17 protein-coding genes are annotated in these 14,517 nt (G+C 56.1%); 4 read left to right on the top strand and 13 right to left on the bottom strand.

Going from position 1 to position 14,517, the window contains the following annotated elements; genetic code table 11:
* Positions 1-88: 88 nt before the first annotated feature.
* The 13 genes from M1136_09580 to M1136_09520 all read right to left on the bottom strand — a co-directional run bounded on the left by M1136_09580 (position 89) and on the right by M1136_09520 (position 11,432).
* Positions 89-1,165, bottom strand: coding sequence for an ABC transporter ATP-binding protein (locus tag M1136_09580; protein MCL5075878.1), 1,077 nt, complete (start codon positions 1,163-1,165; stop codon positions 89-91).
* 12 nt (positions 1,166-1,177) lie between these two features.
* Positions 1,178-1,969, bottom strand: a complete 792-nt coding sequence (locus M1136_09575) for an ABC transporter permease (protein ID MCL5075877.1) — start codon at positions 1,967-1,969, stop codon at positions 1,178-1,180.
* Positions 1,970-1,989: 20 nt separating this feature from the next.
* Positions 1,990-2,859 carry an ABC transporter permease gene (locus tag M1136_09570; protein MCL5075876.1) on the bottom strand — a complete coding sequence of 290 codons (870 nt, stop codon included), beginning with the start codon at positions 2,857-2,859 and terminating at the stop codon, positions 1,990-1,992.
* A 244-nt stretch (positions 2,860-3,103) separates the two neighbouring features.
* Positions 3,104-4,225: a tRNA 2-thiouridine(34) synthase MnmA gene (gene mnmA, locus M1136_09565; protein ID MCL5075875.1), complete on the bottom strand. Its 1,122-nt coding sequence runs from the start codon at positions 4,223-4,225 to the stop codon at positions 3,104-3,106.
* A 103-nt stretch (positions 4,226-4,328) separates the two neighbouring features.
* On the bottom strand, positions 4,329-5,270 hold the full coding sequence (gene cysK, locus M1136_09560; GenBank protein ID MCL5075874.1) for a cysteine synthase A: 942 nt from the start codon (positions 5,268-5,270) through the stop codon (positions 4,329-4,331).
* 393 nt (positions 5,271-5,663) lie between these two features.
* Entirely contained in the window at positions 5,664-6,074 is a 411-nt protein-coding gene (locus M1136_09555) for a M67 family metallopeptidase (GenBank protein MCL5075873.1), read from the bottom strand.
* 14 nt (positions 6,075-6,088) lie between these two features.
* Positions 6,089-6,331: a sulfurtransferase TusA family protein gene (locus tag M1136_09550; GenBank protein ID MCL5075872.1), complete on the bottom strand. Its 243-nt coding sequence runs from the start codon at positions 6,329-6,331 to the stop codon at positions 6,089-6,091.
* Positions 6,332-6,350: 19 nt separating this feature from the next.
* Positions 6,351-7,343, bottom strand: a complete 993-nt coding sequence (locus M1136_09545) for a sulfurtransferase (protein ID MCL5075871.1) — start codon at positions 7,341-7,343, stop codon at positions 6,351-6,353.
* A 42-nt stretch (positions 7,344-7,385) separates the two neighbouring features.
* Positions 7,386-7,607, bottom strand: a complete 222-nt coding sequence (locus M1136_09540; protein ID MCL5075870.1) for a sulfurtransferase TusA family protein — start codon at positions 7,605-7,607, stop codon at positions 7,386-7,388.
* Positions 7,608-7,620: 13 nt separating this feature from the next.
* On the bottom strand, positions 7,621-8,874 hold the full coding sequence (locus M1136_09535; protein ID MCL5075869.1) for a YeeE/YedE family protein: 1,254 nt from the start codon (positions 8,872-8,874) through the stop codon (positions 7,621-7,623).
* A gap of 11 nt (positions 8,875-8,885) precedes the next feature.
* Positions 8,886-9,971 carry a molybdopterin-synthase adenylyltransferase MoeB gene (gene moeB / locus M1136_09530; GenBank protein MCL5075868.1) on the bottom strand — a complete coding sequence of 362 codons (1,086 nt, stop codon included), beginning with the start codon at positions 9,969-9,971 and terminating at the stop codon, positions 8,886-8,888.
* 2 nt (positions 9,972-9,973) lie between these two features.
* Entirely contained in the window at positions 9,974-10,933 is a 960-nt protein-coding gene (gene cysK / locus M1136_09525) for a cysteine synthase A (GenBank protein ID MCL5075867.1), read from the bottom strand.
* Positions 10,934-10,994: 61 nt separating this feature from the next.
* The gene (locus M1136_09520; protein ID MCL5075866.1) at positions 10,995-11,432 is read right to left on the bottom strand and encodes an Rrf2 family transcriptional regulator; all 438 of its coding nucleotides are present in this window, start codon (positions 11,430-11,432) and stop codon (positions 10,995-10,997) included.
* A gap of 160 nt (positions 11,433-11,592) precedes the next feature.
* Between M1136_09520 and M1136_09515 the strand changes: the two genes are divergently transcribed.
* From M1136_09515 to pyrE, 4 genes are read left to right on the top strand one after another with little or no spacing between them, the layout of a single operon-like run.
* Entirely contained in the window at positions 11,593-12,801 is a 1,209-nt protein-coding gene (locus M1136_09515; protein ID MCL5075865.1) for a 2,3-bisphosphoglycerate-independent phosphoglycerate mutase, read from the top strand.
* On the top strand, positions 12,794-12,946 hold the full coding sequence (locus tag M1136_09510) for a hypothetical protein (protein MCL5075864.1): 153 nt from the start codon (positions 12,794-12,796) through the stop codon (positions 12,944-12,946). Before M1136_09515 ends, M1136_09510 begins: the two co-directional genes overlap by 8 nt.
* A complete protein-coding gene (locus tag M1136_09505; protein MCL5075863.1) occupies positions 12,943-13,386 on the top strand; it encodes a hypothetical protein in 444 nt (147 codons plus the stop codon). Before M1136_09510 ends, M1136_09505 begins: the two co-directional genes overlap by 4 nt.
* Positions 13,349-14,491 carry an orotate phosphoribosyltransferase gene (gene pyrE, locus M1136_09500; GenBank protein ID MCL5075862.1) on the top strand — a complete coding sequence of 381 codons (1,143 nt, stop codon included), beginning with the start codon at positions 13,349-13,351 and terminating at the stop codon, positions 14,489-14,491. The genes M1136_09505 and pyrE overlap by 38 nt, the downstream gene beginning before the upstream one ends.
* Positions 14,492-14,517 lie beyond the last annotated feature (26 nt).

Here is a 14,517-nt window from a genome sequence, read left to right as displayed (position 1 = left end):
GCCGGGATAGACCCCCGGCCAGATGTCACCTGCGGAACGCGCATGTGCTCTTTAGCGGTATATTCTTTGCCTGATCACCTCCCTCCGCTTACTCCTTGATGACGATACAGTCGCCTGGCTGCCAGGTCAATTTGACATCATCCCCTATCCTGAAGAGGGGTGTGCCCACCTCGTTGCCGGTGATAACGGCCATTTTCTGTTTCCCAACGGAACAGATGTATTGGATACTTGAACCCAGGTAGGTTACAAACTCCACCTTAGCTGGGTATACGTTGCCTCCGAGGACTTCTTCTTCGGCCGGAGCGATCTTCATCCGCCCCAATCTGATCACCACCAATACCTCACTCCCAACGGGTGCCTGCGTCTCCCTATCAGCGCAGACCTGTAGCCCTGTATCGGTGATGATGATCGCCCCGTTTGCCTCCACGGCCACAACTTTGCCCCGTAGGAAGTTGGATTGACCGATGAAATTAGCGGTGAAGGTGCTCCGCGGCTTCTCATAGATCTCGATGGGCGTGCCTATTTGCTCAACCCGTCCACAATTCATCAGCACTAAACGGTCAGACAAGGTCAAGGCTTCTTCCTGGTCATGGGTGACGAAGATCGTGGTGATGCCGATGCGTTTCTGGATCTGCCGTAATTCGATGCGCATCTCCTCCCGCAGCTTGGCGTCCAGATTGCTCAGTGGCTCATCAAGGAGCAAGACGGATGGCTCGATGGCTATGGCCCGAGCCAGGGCCACCCGCTGTTGCTGTCCACCGCTCAGCTGGCGGGGATAGCGCCGGCCGAGCCCTTCCATGCGCACCAGCTTGAGAGCGTTCTGTACCCGCTCGGTTATCTCTCGTCCCCGCCTACCCCGCATGCGCAGACCGAAGGCGATGTTATCGAATACAGTCATATGGGGGAAGAGGGCATAGTTTTGGAAGACCATGCCGATATTACGTTTGTAGGGTGGCTTGTCGGTGATATTCTCCCCGCTCAGATAAACCTCTCCACTATCGGCTCTCTCGAAGCCAGCGATCACGCGCAGGGTGGTCGTTTTACCACAACCGCTTGGACCCAGAAGGGCCAGGAACTCTCCCTCCTGTATGACCAGGGACATGTTGTCCACGGCCTTGACTTCCTTGAAGGTCATGGTGATATTTTTCAACTCTACGGCATCCATCCTCATCCTCACTTAAACCAACAAACGGATGCGCAGCACCTTCTCGATGAAGAAGCTGGTGGCAAAAATGGCGATAACCATCAGCGCGCCGATGGCTGCCACGAATGGATCGATTCTTGACTCCATATAAGCATATATCCTTATCGGCAACGTCATGCTGACCGGCGTGGTCAAGAATAGAGATAGAGGCACATTGACGAAGGACATGATGAAGGAAAAGACAAAGCCGGCCGTCATTCCGGCCTTGGTGATGGGCAGGGTCACATACCAAAGGGTCTTCAGCCTGTTGGCTCCCAGGTTCATCGCTGCTTCTTCCCAGGCTAGGTCAAAGAGTGTCAGGCTGGTCATCATCGCTCTGATGACGTAGGGCATTACGAAGACAGCGTGGGCCAGGATGAGCCCGACGATGCTGATTGGCAGTTTGAATAGGCTGAGCATCTGGAGCATGGCTAGTCCCATGACGATCTGGGGGATGACCAATGGGGACATGAAAAAGGCGGCGAGAGCATCCTTGCCTGGGAATTGCTTGCGCACAAACTGGAAGGCTACTGGCGTTCCCAGTAGCGTAGCGATAGCGGCGGCACAGGTGGCTACAATCAGGCTCACCTTGATCGAGTCGATGAACTCCTTATGCCGTAGTATCTGAAGGTACCACCTCAGCGTGGCTGACTCAAAGGGGCTGGGGAAACTAGTGGCCGAGTTGAAGGAACCATAGATCACCACCAGGGCCGGCGCCAGCACGTAGATGTAGACAAGGATGAGGAAAGTGTAACTCAGTAGATCGGTTATCCTGGCTTGTTTCATCGGTTCGGCAAATATCCTTTCTATCCCGATCCGCCTTTGATGGCCTGGGAAACGACCTTGTTGTAGAAGAACATAATTACTAGAGCGATGACCAGCAGGATGACTGCCGCGGTGGAGGCCATCTGCCAGTTGAAGGTGCTCAACATAAATTGGGTGATGAGGGTGGTGACCACCAGATTGGCATCACCGCCGAGATAATGGGGACTGACGAAGGCGCTCATGGAGAGTGAGAAGGCGATCAGGGTAGCCGAAAGAACACCAGGTAGGCTCAGTGGCCAGGTAATATGAATGAAGGCGCGTACATTGTTTGCCCCCAGACTGCTGGCGGCCTCGGTCAAGGCTGGATCGATGCGGATAAGGGCATTGAAGATGTTAAGAACGACGAAGGAGAGAGTGAACTGTACCAGGCTGATGACGACAGCCTTCTCTGTGCTGAGCAGTTCTAGCGGCCCTTCGAGCAAACCGATAGACATCAACATCTCATTCAAGGGGCCACCGTTGGCCAACAGGATCATCCAACCAAGGACAACTATCAGGGGACCACCGAGGATAGGGAAGCTTAGTCCCAGGATCAGGGTGCTTCCCAGATGAGCCGAGAGGTTCTTTAAGATGTAAGCCAGGGGATAGCCGATGAGAAGGGCGAAGAAGACGGTGAGGACTGAGATGCGTAGCGTTCGCCAGAGGACATTGATATAGAACTCTTTCTGGAAGTAATAGATATAATTACCGAAGCCGGTCTCCTTGCTCTGCACTAGTACGTTGGGCTCGAGGCTCAGGCGGAAGGTAGCGATAAGGGGTAAAATGAGGAAGAGGAGGAAGAAAAATAGGGCGGGTATAAGGGGCAGTATCACCTCCCAGCGCAGGAAGGCGGCCGGAAAGTAACCAGCCATTATTTGCCTTAAGCCGACTTCTGGTTGTTCGGCTAGCGAGACTTTGCCTGTAGGGGTGGTTTGCCCGGGCTGCTGTCCGCGCACCGCGTGGTCGGGGGTATTTCAACCAGCAGAGGGTGGAACGCCGGATACGGAAGAGGCATCCACCTTTTTTCGCATCTAAAGCCCCTTATTCTAGCAAATTATCTCTGTGCAACTCGACATAAGTCGTCAGGCCGGGACGCTCTGGAATATTGCTTCTATACTAGCAGGTGTATCCTCCTATGTCAATAGTTTTTCTGAAACGTTTCAGAAATTTTTTTTCTTTCGTTTCCAGTATTGCCCCTCCGCCAATAACTACATCGCCATCGTAGAAGACTACGGCCTGTCCCGGGGTGATTGCCCTTTGCGGCTCCTTAAAGTGAACGTGCACAGTGGTGAGGTCGAGAGGTCTTATTATGGCTTCGGCCACGGGCGTTCGATAGCGAATCTTGGCCTGGACCAGTTGTGGTTCTGAAAGGGCGAGCTGGGCGATCAGGTTTACCTCGCTGGCCACCAGTTCGTTGGCATAGAGCTCGTCCTCCCTTCCCACGATGAGTGCGTTCCTGTTCGGGTCTAAGCGCAGGACGTATAGCGGCTGAGCAGTGGCCAGTCCGATTCCTCTGCGCTGCCCAACGGTGTAGAAGACCAGGCCGCGGTGTTGTCCCAAAACGTTTCCCTGCTGATCCAGGATAGGACCCGGTTCGATCGCCTCGGGAATGTAATCTAGGAGGAAAGTCCCGTAATCGTTATCCGGGACGAAGCAGATCTCCTGGCTCTCCATTTTTTGGGCGACTGGCAGGTCGAACTGGGCGGCTAATTGTCGTGTTCTTGTCTTAGTCAACTCCCCCACTGGCAACAGGGTGTGAGCCAGCTGTTCCTGGGTCAAGGTATAGAGGAAATAGGATTGATCCTTCTTTTGATCTATGCCTCTAAGAAGGAGGTATCTTCCTTGTCGTTGATCACGTTCCGCCCGCGCATAATGACCCGTGGCGACGAAGTCTGCCCCCAACTCCTTGGCCCTGTGGAGCAGAGCCTCGAACTTGATGTACTGGTTACAACGGATGCATGGGTTGGGCGTTCGGCCACGGGCATATTCCTGACAGAAGTCGGCGATGACCTTAGTGGCGAAGATCTCCCGAAAGTTCAGGACGTAATGTGGAATGCTCAAGCGGTCGGCCACGCGCCGTGCATCCTCTACGGCGGCCAAGGAACAACAGGCATCAAGACGACCGGCCTTGTCGGCTGTTTCCTCCTTCGGCCAGATGTTCAGGGTTATGCCGATGACCTCGTACCCCTTCTCCTTCAGCAAGGCGGCAGCGACGGAGCTGTCAACGCCCCCGCTCATAGCCACCACTACTCTTATAGACACATTTGCTCCTCCCGGACACTGTTGAAGCCTACGTAGCTCAAGAGCCAGCTCACCTCTGGTGGCGAAGCTGTTGCTGCGCCTAAATTGCCGGTGGTTCTACTGGCTGAAATACAGGTGTGCTCAAATATCGCTCCCCCGTGTCCGGCAAGACGACGACGATCAATTTTCCAGCATTCTCGGCTCGCTTGGCTACCTCCACTGTGGCGAAGGCAGCCGCCCCCGCGGAGATACCGACCAGGAGCCCCTCCTCTCGGAGCAGACGCCGCGTCATCGTGAAGGCCTCCTCATTGGTCACCTGAAACACTTCATCAATCAAATCCACCTGGAGGACATCAGGGACGAATCCAGCGCCGATGCCCTGGATCTTATGTGGACCGGCTGACCCACCAGAAAGGACGGGCGAGGCAGCTGGCTCCACGGCTATGATCCTAAACGTGGGTTTTTGGGGCTTGATGACCTGTCCTACGCCAGTGATCGTGCCGCCGGTGCCTACTCCTGCCACCAGGATATCCGCCTGGCCATCGGTGTCCTCCCAGATCTCTACGGCTGTCGTCTGGCGGTGGATCTCTGGATTGGCTGGATTCTTAAATTGTTGGGGCATCCAGGCATTGGGGATGCTGGCCACCAGCTCCACAGCGCGCCGGACGGCCCCTCGCATGCCCTCGGCGCCGGGGGTAAGTACCACCTCAGCACCGAAGGCCTGTAATAAGTTACGCCGCTCCAGGCTCATCGTATCGGGCATCGTCAGGATCAGGCGATAGCCGCGGCTGGCGGCCACGAAAGCCAGGGCGATTCCGGTGTTGCCACTGGTCGGTTCGACGATCACCGAATCCTTATGGAGGATGCCGTCCGCTTCGGCAGCGTGGATCATGCTCACCCCAATACGGTCCTTCACGCTGCCACATGGATTGAAGCTCTCGAGCTTAGCCACCACGGTGGCCAGTGTCCCAGCCGCTATCCGGTTCAAGCGGACCAGGGGTGTGTGGCCGATCAGCTCTGTGATATCGTTAGCAATTCTCATTTTTTTCTACTCCTTGGTTGTTTTTAAGTGCCCTCATCCCCCTTACCCCCTTCTCCCGTCCTTCAACGGACGGGAGAAGGGGGGATTATGGGCTAGGGCGGAGCCCTAGAACCCTCCAAGGAGGGTGCTCCCTCCTTGGCCTCCCCTTCCCTCCAGCGGGAGAGGGGGGGATTATGAACTAGGGCGGAGCCCTAGAACCCTCCAAGGAGGGTGCTCCCTCCTTGACCTCCCCTTCCCTCCAGCGGGAGAGGGGGGGGATAGAGATTTAGGGTACCCCAAACCTCAGTAGACGGGCCTTGCCTCTCTGCACACCCCATCCAGCGGAGGAAACGCTGATTTGGCAGAGCCCTACGCCTTTCCCCTTTTGTACTAGCCTTACTATCTGGAGGTGGGCTATTCTTCTGTGGTGAGAACGACCAGTTGTTCCTCCTCGATGTGGCCATCAACGATGCGAAAGCCGCGCACCTCTGGCCACTCAGGATGCTGAAGGGAGATGATGAGATAAAGCGAATCGGGATAGAAAGCCAGCTCCACATCGGTAGCTGAAGGATAAGCCGCTGAGGCGGGATGCGAATGATAGATGGCCAGTATCTCCCATTCCTGGTCGTCGATCTCTTGCATCAGACGCAGCTGTTCCTGCGGCTCCATCGTGTAACGTACCTGGCTGTGCGCAGCGTTGGCGGCGCGATAGAGACGAAGCACCTGGCTGGCTCGCCCGGCCAGGATGCCGCAGGCCTCGTTCGGATACTCATCCCAGGCGTGACGGATCATCTCCTCAGCATAGTGCTTCTCCAGGTGAAACAATCTCTCGCTCCGCCTTAAGCCTTTTTAACCGTGATGGACCAATCGGTGGCGTTGATCTGGGACACGTCCAAGACCTGATGTCCTTCGTTGGTAAGGCTACGGGGGACATTATCCACAGCCGGCAGATGATCGACAATGACCCGTAGCACCTGTCCACTCTCCATCTCTTCCAGGGCCAATTTCGACTTGACGAAGGTGTAGGGGCAGATTTCACCCCGCAAATCTATCTCTTGATCGATCTTGGTGAGTTCGGTCATATTCTCTCTCCTTTTAGGCTTATTTCTCTATGGGTACGTTGGGGTCATTGCCCCACTCCGACCACGAGCCGTCATAATTGTGCACTTTGTCGTAGCCGAGCAGGCGCAGCACGAAATAGGTGTGCGTCGCTCGCGTCCCTGTCTGGCAGTAGACCACGACCTCCTTATCCTTAGTCACCCCTGCGCCCTCATAGAGTTTCTTCAGGGCCGCGGCCGGTTTTAGTGTCGGGATATCCCCCCCAGTCAAGTTATTAGTCCAGTCGATATTCACTGCGCCGGGGATATGTCCTCCCCTCTTGGCCCGTACGTCTTCACCGCTATACTCCTTGGCTGAACGAGTATCCACGATGATGGTTGTGGGCTTTTTGAGGCTGTCGAGAACCTGCTGCTTGGTGAACACCTTGCTGGGGTCGGGTTTGGCGATGAAATGGGATTTGACTATCTTGGGTGCCACCCTGGTAATTTCGCGCCCTTCCTTTTCCCACTTCTTGAAGCCACCGTTGAGCAGGCGAACCTTTTGGTGCCCATAGTATTCCAAGGTCCAGAAGAGACGAGCGGCATTGATGCTACCTGTGGCGTCGATGGCGATGACCACCGTATCGTTGCTGATGCCCAGGTCGCTCAGGAGTGGTTCGATCTTATCTTTAGGTAGGACCATCCCCTTTATGGGGTTCTCGGGGTCGTAGATCAGGTCAATGGGGAGATTCACTGCGTTCTTTATATGCCCAGCTTGATACTCGCTGGCCGACCGCACGTCCATGAGGCGAAGGTTGGTGTCGTTGCTGTGCTGGGCCAACCAGGCGGTTTCTACCAGCAGTTCCGAGTTGGCGTAGTTTTCCCCAACTGACGCCGTGGGTGTAGCGAGCGTGGGGGAGGGGGTGGCCACTCCTGGGGCAGCCGGTGCACAGGCAGCGACCAAGGAGAGCACCAACAAGCCTAAAGTGAGTAGGAAGATGGCCTTGCTCTTTACAAGGTCAGGTATCATCGTTGTCCTTTGGCGGATTGTTTCCATCGCTATCTCCTTTCTTCACAATTGATGGGTTGGATGAGGGGTTTAACCTATATCCCTTTTCAAAGTTATGCGCCACTCAGGTGAGCCTGTTTGCTCGATCTCTACGGTGAAGCCCAGCCTTTTCGCCTGGGTGGGAATCGTCTCCAGGGCGGGGGCATGGTCGGTATAGACCTCGATCACCTCGCCGGGCGGGGCTTTTTTCATGGCCTCCACGGCCTTCAACATAGGATACGGACAGGTCTCGCCCCTGACGTCGACAATCATCACGAACCTCCTATCAGATTCTCTGAATCAGCTTTCCGCCTAAGTAAGCCCCGATGGCCAGCCCTCCCCCGAACACCCAACCGTTCAACCCCAGGGAGGGTACGGCGGAGAAGAAAGCACCAATGGTGCACCCTGAGGCCAGGCCGGCCCCGTAGCCCATCAGGGCCCCACCGATGAGTGATTGAGCATAACGGCGTCTCTGGCGGGGAAACCTCGGCTTGAACTCGCTCGCCAGCAGGGCGGCCAGAGCAGAGCCAAGGATCATCCCCCCATTTATCATCAGCCCCCAGGTCAGCAGATCAGGGGAGGCCTCTCCCACGGCGCAGGGCCCTGCCCCGGCGGCGATTGGTCCCGGGGAGAGCCGGATCAGACCGAGAAGTCCAGAAGACCAGCGGGAGACCTCGCCGGTGAGCCCCCAGGGTCGCTCGAAGAGATACTCGAAAACGTTGAGGATGCCCAACATCACTCCACCCCAGACCACTGGCCAGGGGAGAACGAAGGCGGTGCGCCAAAGGCTGCGGACCTGGTCCCCGAATGTCACGAGGGGTTGCTCGGTCAAGGGCCTTCTGGCTGTAACCCCACCACGGGATTCCCACCACAGCACGGCTAAGTAGAAAAGAAGCAACAGCGTTAGAGTAACCAGGATGGCTCCTGTCCAACCCAGGAAGTGGGGCAGCCAGATGCGAGGCTGAAAGGAGATGTAATTTTGCCACCACCAATTCCAGCTATGGAGAAGAAGTCCCATGCCCCCCAGGATACCTACGAGGGTGGCCAGTGAGGCGACATAGCCCTCCCCAAGCCGATAGAGGGTGCCGGAGAAGCAACCACCGGCCATGACCATCCCCAGGCCAAAGATTATCCCCGCTAACACGGTATGAAAGCCGAGAGGGGTTACATAGGCATTGACTGGGAAGATTTCACGAGAGATATTAGGCACTAAATTATACATGACCAGACCGAAGCCTAGCGTGGCTATAGCCATCCCTATGATGATCGCCTTCAGCACGCGCCCATCCTTGAGGAGAAAGATATCACGAAAGGAGGAGGCGAAGCAGAAGCGACTGCGTTGTAGCACGAATCCAAAGGCCAAGCCAAATAGCCAGAAGACAGCCAGCGGTGGCTGCAGTTTGACGACGTAGAGATAGATGGCCAAGGCCGGGATGAGCCCGGCGCTGATGCGCAGCACGGAGCGCAGTGATATGGCACTATATAGAGGGATGGCTAAGGTTCTCGCCCGACCAGATGAGAGGCAACTCCGTTCGCTCATCGTTCTCCTTTCTAGTGGGCGGCTGGAGTGAGCCCACAAAACTGCTCGTAGTCGATCAGCTCCGTGACCTTGGGATTTTCCCCGCAGACCGGACATTCAGGATTGCGTCGCAAGCGCACTTCTCGGAATTCCATCGTCAGTGCATCGTAAAGGAGCAAGCGCCCTATTAAGAGTTCACCGATGCCCAGGATGAGCTTAATTGTCTCGGTGGCCTGGATCACCCCGATCATCCCCGGTAGGACGCCGAAAACGCCGGCCTCCTGGCATGAGGGTACGGCCCCTGGGGGAGGCGGGGTCGGAAAGAGGCAACGGTAGCAGCCCTGACCGGGCATGAAGACAGTTGCCTGTCCTTCGAAACGGAAGATGCTGCCATGCACATTTGGCTTCTTGGCCATCACACAGGCGTCATTCACCAGGTAGCGGGTGGGGAAGTTATCACAGCCGTCCACCACGATATCATAATCAGCGATGATGTCCATGATGTTCTCTGAGGAGAGGCGCACAGCATGCTGCACCACCTCCACGTCCGGGTTTATATCTCGGATGGCCTCTGCCGCCGACTGTACTTTCGGCCGACCCAGATCGTGGACGTGATGCAGGATCTGCCGTTGCAGGTTGCTCAGGTCAACGACGTCAAAATCGACGATTCCGAGTCGTCCTACACCGGCCGCGGCCAGGTAGAGCGCCGCTGGGGAACCCAAGCCGCCTGCTCCAATCAGCAAGACGCGGGCTGCCAAAAGCTTTCTTTGCCCCTTACCACCTACCTCTGGCAAGATGATGTGGCGGCTATAGCGTTTGATCTGCTCCTCGGTGAAGGGCATGGCTCCACCGGCCATGGCCGGTATGAAGGCTACCTCATCGCCATCGCTTAGTGGGGTTGCCTTCCCCTGCAGGGTGGACAGGTCGGATTGATTGACATAAACGTTGATATGGCGCCGAATCTCGCCGTCACTATCAACCAGTTGCTCCTTCAGGCCGGGATATGCGACTTCGAGAGCAGCCAGCAAGCTGGCTATGTCGGTAGCTTCTATCTCCACCCTGGCCCGATTGCCGGTCAATCGGCGCAACGAAGTGGGAATATAAACACTTACAGCCATCTTTACCTCCCTAAACTTAATTCCATTTTAGCGGCTGCCAGCCGCTCAAAATCCATGCTCAGGTATCGTTCCCCTGTATCGGGGAGAATAGTAACCACTACCTTACCCTGCCCAAGCCTCGCCGCTACCTGCAAGCTGGCGAAAACATTGGCTCCGGAGGAAATGCCGACTAACAGTCCCTCCTGCCGTGTCAGATGGAGGGCACACTCATAAGCGTCCTCGTCGGTGACCGCGATGATCTCATCGATGATCTCTCGATTGAGAACGCCGGGAATGAAGCTAGCACCGATGCCCTGGATGCCGTGTGGCCTGGGCTTGCCTCCGCCCAGAACCGGCGAGCGGGCCGGTTCCACGGCGATGATGAGTACCTCCCTCAGCTCTTGTTTTAACACCTCCCCCACTCCGGTGATTGTCCCTCCGGTGCCCACACCGGCGACGAAGGCGTCTATCTTTCCTTGTGTCGCCTCGAGGATCTCCCTGGCTGTGGTACGACGATGTATCTCAGGGTTAGCGGGGTTAAGGAACTGCTGAGGCATAAAGTAGCCTGGGTTGTTCGCCACCAGCTGCTCTGCGGCGTAAATGGCACCGGTCATGCCCTCGATGGCCGGGGTCAAGACGACCTCCACGCCATAACGGGCCAGTAAGCGACGGCGCTCCAGGCTCATATCTTCGGGCATAGTCAGGATCAAATGATAGCCCTTAACGGCCGCCACCATAGCCAGCCCTATGCCGGTATTACCGCTGGTGGGCTCGACGATGGTATCGCCCGATTTGAGACGTCCGTTTCTTTCTGCTTCCTCGATCATGGACAAGGCAATGCGATCCTTTACGCTGCCGGCTGGGTTGAGGGATTCTAACTTAGCCAGGATGGTGGCAGCATCATTCTCAACCAAGCGCTGGAGCCTCACCAAGGGTGTCCCTCCAATCAATTCAAGGACATTATCCACAATGCTAGTCCTCATCGCTTTCCCTCCCGAGCCTGACTTCTACCCGGCTATCATTGAAGGTATAATACCCGCAGAACTAAATCTGATAGCGGTCACGGACCTTGTAAGATAGTTGACGCTGACACAGCTCAGCGATAGTGACGGAGTTGAATATTTCCTGGATGGACTCGTTCACTCTGTCCCAGACTTCACGCAAGGCACAGGTGTTGGCCAACTCACAGGCATCTGTCCCCTCACCACACCCTTGTAGGGCAGCTGCTCCCTCCAGGGCGTGGATCACCTCACCGAGACTGATCTCGACCGGCGGTCTGGCTAGGGCGTGCCCGCCCCGTGGGCCACGCGTGCTATTGATCAGCCCGGACTTCTGGATGATAGCCAGCAATTGGTCAAGATAGGGTTCGGGGATATTCTGGCGTGCGGCGATCTGGCTGGTCTGGATCAATCCCTGCTCGTAGTGCTGGGCGAGGTCCAACATCGCTCTCACCCCATAATCGATTCTCGTCGATGGCTTCATCGCCTCTGAGCTCCTGTAAATAATATTGTAGATTGATTTACTTCACAATTTTATCGTAATTATAAGGGGTTGCCTGGCGTTTGTCAAGCAAAAATTGTTGCATGTCCATCTGATCATCAAGTAAAATGGGGAGGCTATCCTTTCGAGGAGTGGAGATGAGATGATACCAAGCGAGATATTACAACAGATCGTCGTGAAGACGCCTTCAAAGATCGTGCTTTTTGTCATCGATGGTTTGGGTGGCTTGCCCCACTCGGAGACGGGTAAGACAGAGTTGGAAACGGCTCGGACGCCCAACCTCGATCATTTGGCCGCCCTATCTCTATGTGGCTCAAGTGTACCCATCAGTTTGGGTATAACGCCCGGCAGTGGCCCGGCCCATCTGGCCCTTTTCGGTTACGATCCAATACAGTACGACATCGGGCGGGGAGTCCTTTCGGCCTTGGGGGTGGGGTTTCCTCTGGAGCCGAGCGATGTCGCTGCCCGCATCAACTTCGCTACGGTCGATGAAAACGGTTTGGTCACCGATCGGCGTGCCGGGCGCATCTCTAGCGAGGTCAATCGGGAGCTTTGTGCCCTTCTGCGTCGGAAGATCCAGATCGCTGATGTGCAGCTGTTCTTGGAGACTGAGCGTGGCCATCGGGCAGCCGTAATCTTTAGAGGGGATGGTCTTTCAGACAAGTTGACCGATTCTGATCCGCAGCTGACTGGCGTGCCTCCCCTGGAGGTGCAACCTCTCAGCCCAGAGGGCAGGAAGACGGCCACTATCGTCAATGAGTTCATCGCGGCGGCGCGGGCCGCCCTCAAAAATCACCACCCGGCCAATGCCGTGTTGCTGCGGGGGTTCGCTAAGCGGCCGTCGCTCCCCCTCTTCAGCGAACGATACAAATTGAGTGCGGCGGCCATCGCCACGTATCCGATGTATAAGGGGTTGGCCCGCTTGGTTGGTATAGAGGTGCTTCCTTGTGGAGATACTCTCGCTGAGGAGATCAAGACGTTACAAGATAATTTCGCTAAGTACGATTTCTTCTATGTGCATGTTAAGGCCGCTGACACGGCTGGTGAGGATGGCGATTTTGAGCGCAAGGTGCGGGTATTGGAGGAGATCGACAGCTACATCCCGGCCTTGCTGGAGCTGAAACCAGATGTCCTGGTGGTGACAGGCGATCACAGTACGCCCTCGGCCCTGAGAGGTCATTCTTGGCATGCGGTGCCGTTCCTGTTGTATTCCCGCTGGGCGCTGCCCGACGGGGTGGTGGAATTCGGTGAACGGGCTTTGCTAAATGGTGGGCTAGGTCGCTTCTTGGCCGTGGAGGCTATGCCCCTGATGTTGGCTCATGCCCTCAAGCTGATCAAATACGGTGCTTAAGCTTAGTAGGATGGCCCGCTGTCTGGCGACGATCGACGATCTCAGCGTGATGGAGAGTTATCCTGGCTATCCGATTGTCTTAAGCGTCGAAGCAGGAACGAGTCCATCTTCCCTAAACTTTCTCCGTTGGGAGGTGTGGGAGTGAAGATTTATCTGGCTGGCGTCATCCAGGGCTCAAATACAGGTAAGGGGATACACGACCAAGCCTACCGAACGCAATTGAAGCAAATTATTGCGGCGCGCTATCCAGATGCGGGTATAGTTTGCCCACTGGAGCTTTGCCCTGATTCGATGAGCTACTCTTGGGAACAAGGTAGACAAGCCTTCCTCTCCCTGGTGGAGGAGGCCGTGCAAGCCGACATTGTCTTAGCTTATCTTCCTCATGCCAGTATGGGTACGGCGGTGGAGATGTGGGCGGCCCATTGGGCGGGCAAGCCAGTCCTGACCATCACGCCGATGTGTGAGAATTGGGTCGTCAACTCAATTTCAGACATAGTTTTTGGCTCGATTGAGGAGTTCGAGGGGTTCGTCTGCGGGGGTGGTTTCGATGAAATTCTGTCCCAAGTGCGGCGGAGTGCTTGCTGAAGAGACTATTGCCGGAAGGGCACGACTTGTTTGCCAGTCCTGTGGCTTTATCTTCTTTCAAAACCCCAAGCTGGTGGTGGGTGTCATCCCGATGCAGCAGGGAAGGGTGCTTCTTTGTCGTCGGGGCATAGAGCCTGGGTATGGCCGCTGGACCTTCCCATCGGGCTATGTCGAACTTGGAGAGAGTGTTGAGGATGCAGCCCGGCGTGAAACGAGGGAGGAAGCAAACGTTGATGTGCGTCTGGATCGTTTACTGGGGGTGTATTCGCGTCCCACCAGTCAAGTAGCCACGGTAGTCTACATCGGCACGATCATCGGTGGAGAGGCAGCGCCCGGTAATGAGGAGACAGAGGTGCATTTCTTCGCCCTGGATGGTCTGCCGGAGTTGGCCTTTTGGACGACTGAGAAGGCCCTGGCGGACTGCTTCAGTTTACTCCGCCGCCCTGAAGGAGGGGCTAGCTATCTGAGGGAGGTCACTACGTCCAAGGGGATGGAAACTGAGCTGAAACAGGTGCTGTCCCTGGCCCTTTTTGAGATTGGGTCGCTTAAGTTTGGCGAATTCATTTTGAGGTCTGGGATGCGTTCGCCCATCTATTTAGACCTTCGTCTGCTCATTTCCCATCCGCCAGTACTGAAGCAAGTAGCCCAGGCAGTGATCGAAAAGCTGAAAGGTCTCGCCTTCGACCGCATCGCGGCCGTTCCCTATGCTGCTCTCCCCATCGCTACAGCCGTCTCGCTGGAGATGGGTGTACCGCTCCTCTATGCGCGCCAAGAAGCCAAAGAGCATGGCACCATGCGGCTCATCGAGGGCGAGTTCAAGGCCGGGGAGACGGCCGTGGTTATCGATGATGTTATCACTACTGGCACCAGTAAACTGGAGATGATCAAGTCGCTGGAGGAGGCCGGGTTGAAGGTGCATGACATCGTTGTCGTAGTTGATCGGGAGCAGGGAGGCGCTGAGCAGATGGCTCTGGCCGGATACTGTTTACATAGTGTCATCGGTCTTAGGGAGATGGTGCATCTTCTCCATATGCAGGGAAGGATTTCCGCGGAGCAGCTGGAGCAGACGATCGCCTTCATCGCTTCCGGCCGAACTGAAGGTTAGATCGAGCGCCGCGTAGGTTGAGGTGA

The sequence above is a fragment of the Chloroflexota bacterium genome (assembly GCA_023475225.1).
In the GTDB taxonomy this organism is placed as follows: domain Bacteria; phylum Chloroflexota; class UBA6077; order FW602-bin22; family JAMCVK01; genus JAMCVK01.
Note: the sequence above shows the minus strand (reverse complement) of the source record. Positions and strands in the feature narration are given on the sequence as shown.